Consider the following 8,490-nt stretch of genomic DNA (forward strand, 5'->3'; position numbering starts at 1 on the left):
CCAACTGCAAGAACAGACCGCTGATGGTGATTTGCAACCGCCTCGATTTCTTTATAATCCTGATCAGACAATCCGGAAGTTCCGACAACCACATCCACCTGATGTTTAAGCGCTGCCATGATCTGATGCCTGGCGGCATCCGCTTTAGTATAATCCACCAAAACATCATAATTAAGCTTTAGAGAGTCTTCAATAGTTCCAAAAACAGGTATAGATTCCCCGTCCGGCAAATCCAGCAAGTCACGAAGCTCCTTATTTGCACCGGAACGGGAAATCCCACAAACCAGCTCCAGGTCTTCCGTTAAAACAATACCCTTGCAAAGCGCAGAGCCTGCCCAGCCGGTTGCACCTGCAACACAAACCCGGATTTTTCTTTTTGTAGCCATATTTTTTTGAAGATATAATTTAAAATGAAACCGGCGTGAAACCCGCAAAGTTTAAGCCAGCAATCATCACCTTAGCCATATGCACCATGCCTGGATACCCGCCGCCTATCCATTAAGCCAGGAAAATTTCGAATAACCCGAAAAAATGTAGCCGCAGAGGAGCTATTTGAAATTTTCATATATTTAATAAATTCAATAACTTGTATTCATTATGGTCAACTACAGTACCTGTCCCGACAATGAACTCATTCTCTTACTAAAAGAAGGGAATGATGCTGCATTTAGGGAAATTTACCTTCGGTACGATAAATTACTGTATTTGTACGCCTATAAAAAACTCAGAAACAGGGAAGAAGCAAAAGATGTTGTACAGGATGTTTTTACCTGGTTGCTGAACAACCGGACTGAAATCTATCTGACGGGGAGCTTATCAGGTTATCTTTACAAAGCTGTATTGCATAAGATCTTCGATATTTTTAAACACAAAGGCATCATTAGGAAATATGCCGAAAGCGGAGAATATCATATCGAAATCAATCCTACAGAAACAGACTATTTAATCCGGGAGAAAGATATTGCCGCTTTAATCGAGCGTGAAATAGCCGCTATGCCTTCAAAAATGAGGGAGATCTATATTTTAAAAAGAAAGAACTTCCTGAGCACCAAAGAAATTGCCGAACAATTAAGAATTTCCGAGCATACCGTATCTACCCAACTCAAACGCGCCTTGAAGCATCTCCGGGTAAAACTAGGCATACTGGTCTATATTTTATGGATCATGAAAATGTAAGTTGGTTAATTATTTATCTGTATATCAGGTGTCTGTGATTTTTATTTTATTTTTTTAAAACCCGTGTACCTAATGCGGTCCTGTGAATCGTCTATATCTTTTGTTAAGCAATAACAGAATGAAAAAAGATGTAAAAGAAGTATTGGAAAAGGTAAATTCAGGTAATTACAGCCCGGAAGAAGAAGCCATTGCCAAACTTTGGCTGCATCAACTCCATCAGCACGATGATGCCGGCCTTTCTGAACAGGACCTGACTGAAATCTCTGATGACATGTGGAACAAATTGCAAAAAGATAAAAAGAAAAAATGGTTCAGACAGCGCACAACGTGGATCACCGTAGCGGCTGCGGCCAGTATTGTTCTGGCAGTCGGTGCTGGCTTGTATATGTACCGGGGCCAGACCCTGGGTCAAACAAATACCCTTAAAGCTTACCTGAATGACGTTCCCGCCGGAAGTAATAAAGCCTACCTTACACTGGCCAGTGGGAAAAAGATCTTGCTCAACAATTCCTCAACGGGCACCCTTGCTGTAGAAGCGGGAGTGAAAATCACCAAAACCAGCGATGGACAACTGGTGTACACGGTTTCCGATCAGGGAAAAAAGGCAGGGAGAGCCTATAACCGGATTGAAACCCCAAGAGGAGGACAATACCAGCTGCATTTGCCCGATGGAACCAAAGTTTGGTTGAATGCAGCCTCTTCTTTAAGATATCCAGCCTCTTTTGCCGCTTTAAAAGAGCGCAGGATAGAGTTGGTTGGGGAAGCTTATTTTGAAGTCGCGAAAGACAAATCCCATCCCTTCATTGTGAGCAGTGGAACACAGGAAGTGGAGGTATTGGGCACCCATTTTGACATTAATGCCTATCCTGATGAGCAGGTTGTGAAAACAACTTTATTGGAGGGATCTGTAAAATTGAACCGGCAGGTGGTTTTAAAGCCGGGAGAGCAATCTGCCTGGGCAGGGAAAAAGTTTAATGTCAGAGAGGTGAACGTTAACGATGTCATTGACTGGAAAAACGGCGAATTTGCGTTTACTAATGAATCCCTGTCTGATATTTTAAAGAAAGTTTCCCGATGGTATGACGTCGAGATCATCTACACCCATCCACCCGAACATATGCCAACATTTACAGGATCGATTTCCCGTTTCGAAAACGTATCCAGTGTTTTAAATATGCTCGAAGAAACCAGTACGACACGTTTTACCATTGAGGGCAGGCGAATAACCGTAGTCACCAGATAAACATCACTTCAGTTCACAACTCACCAAAACATATCAACTAAAAACCAAACAAAATGAAAAGAATCAAAGGCAAAGCAAGTTAATATCTCCAGTGGTTTTAAGAAAACGGTGTAGTCCCCTTGATAACAGATAAAAAGCAAGAAACTATATCGAAAAAAGCCATGAAAGTGTATCAGCACCTTCATGGCAATATCTGAGTTAACCCTAAAAACAAATTTGAGATCCGTTCATGTATTAACCCAAGCTTACAAAAGTATGAAAATAAATGCTTTTAACCTAGGTGTGCTGCGTTGGTGGCTACTGCCTAAACTTTTATTATTTATGAATTTTGTGGTTCAGCAAGTTCTGAACACCAATAAAAGAAAATTACTAATGAGAGTTAACCTGATCATCATCATTCTCACCACGTGCTTACTGCAAGTCAGTGCAGCAGGTTTTGCTCAAAAGATCAGTTATACAAAACAGAATGCCACGCTGCAGCAGGTTTTTCTGGAGATCAGAAAGCAAACAGGTTTCAGAATACTCTATTCTGATCAATATGTAAACAGTCAGCTGAAAATTCATGCAGACTTTAAAAATTCGGAACTGGACCAGGTAATGGAAATCTTGCTTAAAGGCCAGAACCTGATGTATAAAGTGGACAGGAAAACTATTTTGATCAAGCCCCGTCCTGTTGATCCGCTACAACCTGGCAATACAAATTTTAAAAATATCGATGTAAAAGGAAAGGTATTGGATAAACAGGGTAACCCTCTACCAGGCGCATCCGTGAGCATTAAAGGACAACTTAAAGTAGTCAGTACTGATGTAAACGGGAATTTTTCCCTGAAGAATGTTGATGAGCATGCGGTATTGGTCGTGTCCTTCATCGGATATATAAAGAAGGAGGTACCCGTTAATGGAGAAGCCTCCCTGAGCATTGTACTGGCCGAAGATGTCGGTTTACTCAACGATATCGTTGTGGTAGGATATGATTCCAGGAAACAAAGTGAACTGACAAGTGCCGTTTCTGTGGTCTCATCTGAAAAGCTAAAAGACGTAACCTCTAATGATATTGGCTCTATGTTGCAGGGTAAAGTGGCCGGGTTACAGGTTGTAAACAGCTCCGGCGCACCTGGCGCCATCGCAGAAATCAGGTTACGCGGTGTGTCCTCTGTGAATGCAAACCAAAGCCCGCTATTTGTGGTAGATGGTATTATTGGAGGTAATTATGATCCCAATGATGTAGAAAGCGTGACCATATTAAAAGACGCAGGTGCTACAGCTTTATATGGCTCACAGGCAAATGCAGGGGTGATCATCATCACCACTAAAAGAGCCAAACAAAACGAAACCAGATTTGAAGCCAAGGTGTCAACTGGTTTTAGAACAGCCGATTTTGGTAAAATGAAGCTCATGAACAGTAACGAGCTTTACGATTACCAGAAAGAATTCTACCGGGATTATATTGTAGGCGCACCTGATAATTCGTATAAAATAGACTTGATAAAATTCTATGCGGAGCGTCCTTTATCCTTACGGAACCAGGATTATAACTGGTCTAATGAGTCATTTAAAAGTGCCCCTTTATATAATGTCTATTTATCCGCCAGCGGTAAAACAGAAAAGAACGATTATTATGTAGGCGCATCCTATTATAAAGAAAAAGGAACCTTTATCAACACCAATTTTGAACGTGTCAATTTACGCGGAAACTCCACCTACCACTTTTCAAAAAAGTTAGATGTCAGCAACAATATTAATCTTAGTGCATCGCAAGGAAGGAGTTATGATTACATGGACATGTACTATTCCTTCCTCAACATGCCCTGGGACAATCCCTACGATGCCAATGGTAATCCAATATATGTAGATGGTAATTCTACTTTTAAATGGTGGTCAAGAGATAAAATCAATCCGATTAATACCGTGCAAAATTCTGATCACACCTATAAAGGATTTAATGTAAACTACGACCTGGGGATCAACTACCGCATCGCAGACTGGTTAACTTTTGCCAGTACCAACAGGGTATCTGCCTCATTCGATAAAGGCAGCAATTATGTATCGCCATTAGCCGCAGGTACCTATCATGGTACGGGTTATATTGACGAGCTCAACACCTTGAATTATGGTGTCATCAGTAACCAGTTGTTCAAGTTCGATTTCAAGTTCGGTGACCACAGTTTGAGCGGTTTTGCAGGGGGAGCCTTTGAAAGTAGTAAAAATGAGTACTCTGGTGCCTCCGGTAAAGGATTACCAGAAGGTTTGAAAGTGCTGAATGTGGTATCCAACAACCAGCTGGTCAATGGCGCCAACAACAAATATATTTTACAGTCTTTGTTGTCACAGGTCAACTACAATTACAAAAACAGATATTTCCTGTCGGGATCGTTCAGATATGACGGTTCTTCCAATTTTGCACCAAGCAAACAGTATGGTGGTTTCCCATCTGTTTCGGCAGCATGGTCGGCCAGTAATGAAGATTTCCTGTCGGGCAACGAGACCATCAGTAACTTGAAATTACGAGCCAGCTACGGTGTTACCGGTACGCAGGATATTGGTGCATCGCGCTACCTGGGCCTGTTCTCTCTGACTACCCAATACAACTCATTGGTAGGTGCAGTGCCTTATCAACTGGCAAGTCCTAATTTAACCTGGGAAAGTAAACACCAGCTCAATGCAGGCATGGACATCAGTCTGTTTAAAAGGGTGAATCTGACGTTGGATTTTTACCGCAACGATACTAAAAATCTGTTATTGCAGGTTTCACAACCCTTATCTGTTGGTTTCGAAACCAAGTGGGATAATGCAGGTACGGTAACCAATAAAGGTATTGAACTTGGAATCAACTCCACCAATGTCAGAACCAGGAACTTTGAGTGGACTACAGATTTTACCATTAATTTTAACAACAACAAATTATCAGGTTTCCCATCAGATATTATCAAAACCGGTTCATGGAGTATTTCACAGATCTATCGGAATGGAGGTAACCTGTTTGAGTTTTACATGCCAAAGTGGTTAGGTGTAGATGCGCAAACCGGTGCACCAGTTTGGGAGAAGATCATTTATAACACAGAAGGTAAAGCAGTAGCCAGCGAGAAAACATCAGATTATGCACAGGCCACCAATCAGGAAGTCGGTTCAGCGTTGCCTAAGTACCAGGGTGGTTTTAACAACAGTCTTAAGTATAAGAACTTTAATTTAAGAGTAAGCACTTACTTTAACTATGGCAACAAGGTGTTCAGTAATAACCTGAGGTTTATGATGAACGATGGCCATGAGCCTTATTATAACCAGATTAAATTGCCTGACGGCTCAAAGATATGGAGTGGGCCAGGCGATACCCAGGCAACCGAGCCAAGTCCGCAAAATTCAGCCAACTCTACAGAAACCTCTACACGTTACTTGAAAAACGGAAGCTACTTCACCATCAGGAACATTGCTTTCTCGTACACCTTGCCGGTAGCCTGGGCGAAGAAGATCAGTATGGATAATATCACTGTTGGTGTAACTGCCGATAATGTGGCTACGTTCTCTAACTTTTTAGGTCAGGATCCTCAGACCACCATTACGCCAGGCAGTTATTCTACTCCGGGTGTATCTGATTTTAAATATCCAAACAACAGGCAATATTTGTTCACTGTCAATTTTAATTTTTAAGGAAATGAAGAAAATTGTATCCACTTTATTTGTTCTGTTTTTCATCGCCATAAGCAGCTGTAAAAAGCTGGAAGTTAGTCCAAGTGACGCGATGAGCACAACTTCCCTGGTCACTACAACAGATGGTCTGACCAATGCATTGAATGGAGCATATGCCTTGTTTAAGGATCATATCCTTTTTAACGGAGTTACAGATCAGAATAACATGTATCTCCGTCAGTTTTATCAACTGACAGACTTTGCCAGCGATGATATTGTTTGCGGTCAGGTCACAACCGATCCGTTATACTACAGCTTCAGTCTTGACCACTCCCCATCGCAGAGTAATACCCGTTATTACTGGTATGTATCGTACAAGATGATCAACGGTGTAAATACGGTTATTGATGCAGTCGAAAAATCAGGTAAAACAGATGCAACAACTAATCAGTTATTGGGCGAGTGCTATTTTTTACGCGCCTTTTGTCACTTTAACTTAGTCAGGTTATTTGGTAAACCTTATAGCGTTGATCCTAATTCTCCAGGTGTCATCCTGCGGACAAATCTGACCGACCCATCAAAAAAGGCAAGATCAACCGTTAAAGAAGTCTACGATGCTGTTATTGCGGATTCTGAAAAAGCTGCGGATCTGATGACCCTGTCACGCGGCGTTCAGTATGCATCGAAAGAAGCTGCATGGTCCTTACTCGCACGTGTTAACCTTTACAAAGAAGACAATGCAAAAGCTATTGAATATGCAGGCAAAGTGATCAGCTCCGGTAAGTTTACTTTAGCCACAAAGGCCACTTACCCAACCTTATTTGCCAACGCAGCAACTGGTAGTGAGACCATTTTTTGTGTAGCGTTTACCGATGTTGATGATTATGGAAAATTTGGTTCTATTGCTTCCATGATCTATTCAGATGGCAACTCCGGCTGGGGTGAAGAATATGCTTCTTCTTCACTGCGTTCGGTTATGTCTGCACATCCGGAAGATGTTCGCTGGTCGTATATTGTTCCGTTAAAAGATGCTGCTGGTGTTGTACAAAAGAAAAATGGTATCGAAGTTTATTATATCAGTAAGTTTTCTTTTCAGAACAGCCGGCCAAATTTAAGCTCGCCGATCATGTTCAGAATAGCTGAAATGTATCTGATCCGCGCTGAAGCTGAAGCAAAAACAGGCGCTACGGCCGCAGCACTGGATGATGTGGATATGATCCGTAAGAACCGTGGTTTGGAAGGCTCTCTTTATAATAAAGCTTTGCCTGCAGGCAGTACTATTCTAGACGTCGTTTTAGCAGAGAAACGAATAGAAATGGCCTTTGAAGGGCATCGTACCTATGATGTATACCGCAATAAGCGGACCTTGAACAAGGCTTACTGGGGATACCATTTAACCGGATTAAAAGAGACCGATATCGATCTTTCAAAAACACCGGCAGGCTATCCCAATCTGACAGTACCTTACACCAGTCCCCGCATCATCTATTATTTGCCGATAGACGAGGTGTTGAGTAATCCGCTGGCTACACAAAATCCATAGTTTAATGATCACATTGTAATATACAAATTGATATGAAAAATTTTAAAGCTTACATGCTCATGCTGTTGGTAGCTATGGCAAGCTCGATATTCAACTCCTGTAAAAAAGATAAAACCGAGATCAAAACCGATTTATTATACGAAGTTGTTGTGGATGGAGCCAGTGCAACCTTTACCGTAAAAACTGCCGGTGTAACCAATTACAAATGGGATTTTGGCGATGGCAAAACTTCCTCTGACGCCAACCCAACGCACGTTTATCCGGGCAAAGGCAAATACGTGCCCACCCTGGTGGCCTCTGTAAATGGACAAAGTGCAGAAGCATCTACGGTGTTGCGGATTGCCAAAACATCTCCCGTAAAAATCAATGATAATTCTCTCGACGACTGGGCAGCAGTTACCCAAAATGTGATTCCGCTGGGTACACACAAAGGTGTTTTCAATATGGTAAAACTCGATTACGATGGTAACTATGTATACCTGTACGGCGAAATGACCGGTAAAAAAGCGGATGCAGTGATTTTTGATATGTACATAGATTCAGACAACAATCCGGCTACAGGTTTATTGACGGGTACATTTACCGATGGTGGCTATGATATATTGCTGGAGGGGCAGCTCCTCACGGCGACCTTAGACGTTTTTTACCACAACAGTACCAACCAGAATGCCTTTTCATTTGCGCAACAATCCATAGCCGAGGCCTATACCCTGGGAACCGTGAAAGAAGAAGGGGGCCTGGTCAAATTTGAAATGCGTTTAGCACGCGGTAAACTTAAAGGCTTATCGGGTTCAGGATTGCGGATCGGTTTACAGGCCATAAAAAATGACTGGTCGGTCACCTTAGGTAGTGCCCCTGACGACGGGACTTCGAGTTTCTTCTTAGATATGAGCGAATAGTTTTT

Annotated in this window: 6 protein-coding genes; 5 read left to right on the top strand and 1 reads right to left on the bottom strand. The window is 42.0% G+C overall.

The window, feature by feature from the left end; genetic code table 11:
• Positions 1–386: hypothetical protein (locus VNZ46_RS26305; protein WP_325564167.1), on the bottom strand; the 386-nt coding region annotated here is incomplete at its 3' end.
• 211 nt (positions 387–597) lie between these two features.
• On the opposite strand from VNZ46_RS26305, the gene VNZ46_RS26310 reads away from it, so the two are divergent.
• The 5 genes from VNZ46_RS26310 to VNZ46_RS26330 all read left to right on the top strand — a co-directional run bounded on the left by VNZ46_RS26310 (position 598) and on the right by VNZ46_RS26330 (position 8,485).
• Positions 598–1,176 (top strand): RNA polymerase sigma-70 factor, encoded by a 579-nt coding sequence (locus VNZ46_RS26310; protein ID WP_325564169.1) that lies wholly within the window; start codon positions 598–600, stop codon positions 1,174–1,176.
• Between the two features lie 118 nt (positions 1,177–1,294).
• On the top strand, positions 1,295–2,419 hold the full coding sequence (locus VNZ46_RS26315; protein ID WP_325564171.1) for a FecR family protein: 1,125 nt from the start codon (positions 1,295–1,297) through the stop codon (positions 2,417–2,419).
• 255 nt (positions 2,420–2,674) lie between these two features.
• The gene (locus VNZ46_RS26320) at positions 2,675–6,064 is read left to right on the top strand and encodes a TonB-dependent receptor (protein WP_325564173.1); all 3,390 of its coding nucleotides are present in this window, start codon (positions 2,675–2,677) and stop codon (positions 6,062–6,064) included.
• 4 nt (positions 6,065–6,068) lie between these two features.
• On the top strand, positions 6,069–7,586 hold the full coding sequence (locus VNZ46_RS26325; RefSeq protein ID WP_325564175.1) for a RagB/SusD family nutrient uptake outer membrane protein: 1,518 nt from the start codon (positions 6,069–6,071) through the stop codon (positions 7,584–7,586).
• Between the two features lie 32 nt (positions 7,587–7,618).
• Positions 7,619–8,485 (top strand): PKD domain-containing protein, encoded by an 867-nt coding sequence (locus VNZ46_RS26330; protein ID WP_325564177.1) that lies wholly within the window; start codon positions 7,619–7,621, stop codon positions 8,483–8,485.
• Positions 8,486–8,490 lie beyond the last annotated feature (5 nt).

This window comes from Pedobacter sp., from assembly GCF_035566355.1.
GTDB lineage: Bacteria > Bacteroidota > Bacteroidia > Sphingobacteriales > Sphingobacteriaceae > Pedobacter.

Excerpts from the sequence above, each read along its gene's own strand:
- VNZ46_RS26325 (WP_325564175.1), top strand. The coding sequence starts at position 6,069 with ATGAAGAAAATTGTATCCACTTTATTTGTTCTGTTTTTCATCGCCATA.
- VNZ46_RS26315 (WP_325564171.1), top strand. The coding sequence starts at position 1,295 with ATGAAAAAAGATGTAAAAGAAGTATTGGAAAAGGTAAATTCAGGTAAT.
- VNZ46_RS26330 (WP_325564177.1), top strand. The coding sequence starts at position 7,619 with ATGAAAAATTTTAAAGCTTACATGCTCATGCTGTTGGTAGCTATGGCA.
- VNZ46_RS26310 (WP_325564169.1), top strand. The coding sequence starts at position 598 with ATGGTCAACTACAGTACCTGTCCCGACAATGAACTCATTCTCTTACTA.
- VNZ46_RS26320 (WP_325564173.1), top strand. The coding sequence starts at position 2,675 with ATGAAAATAAATGCTTTTAACCTAGGTGTGCTGCGTTGGTGGCTACTG.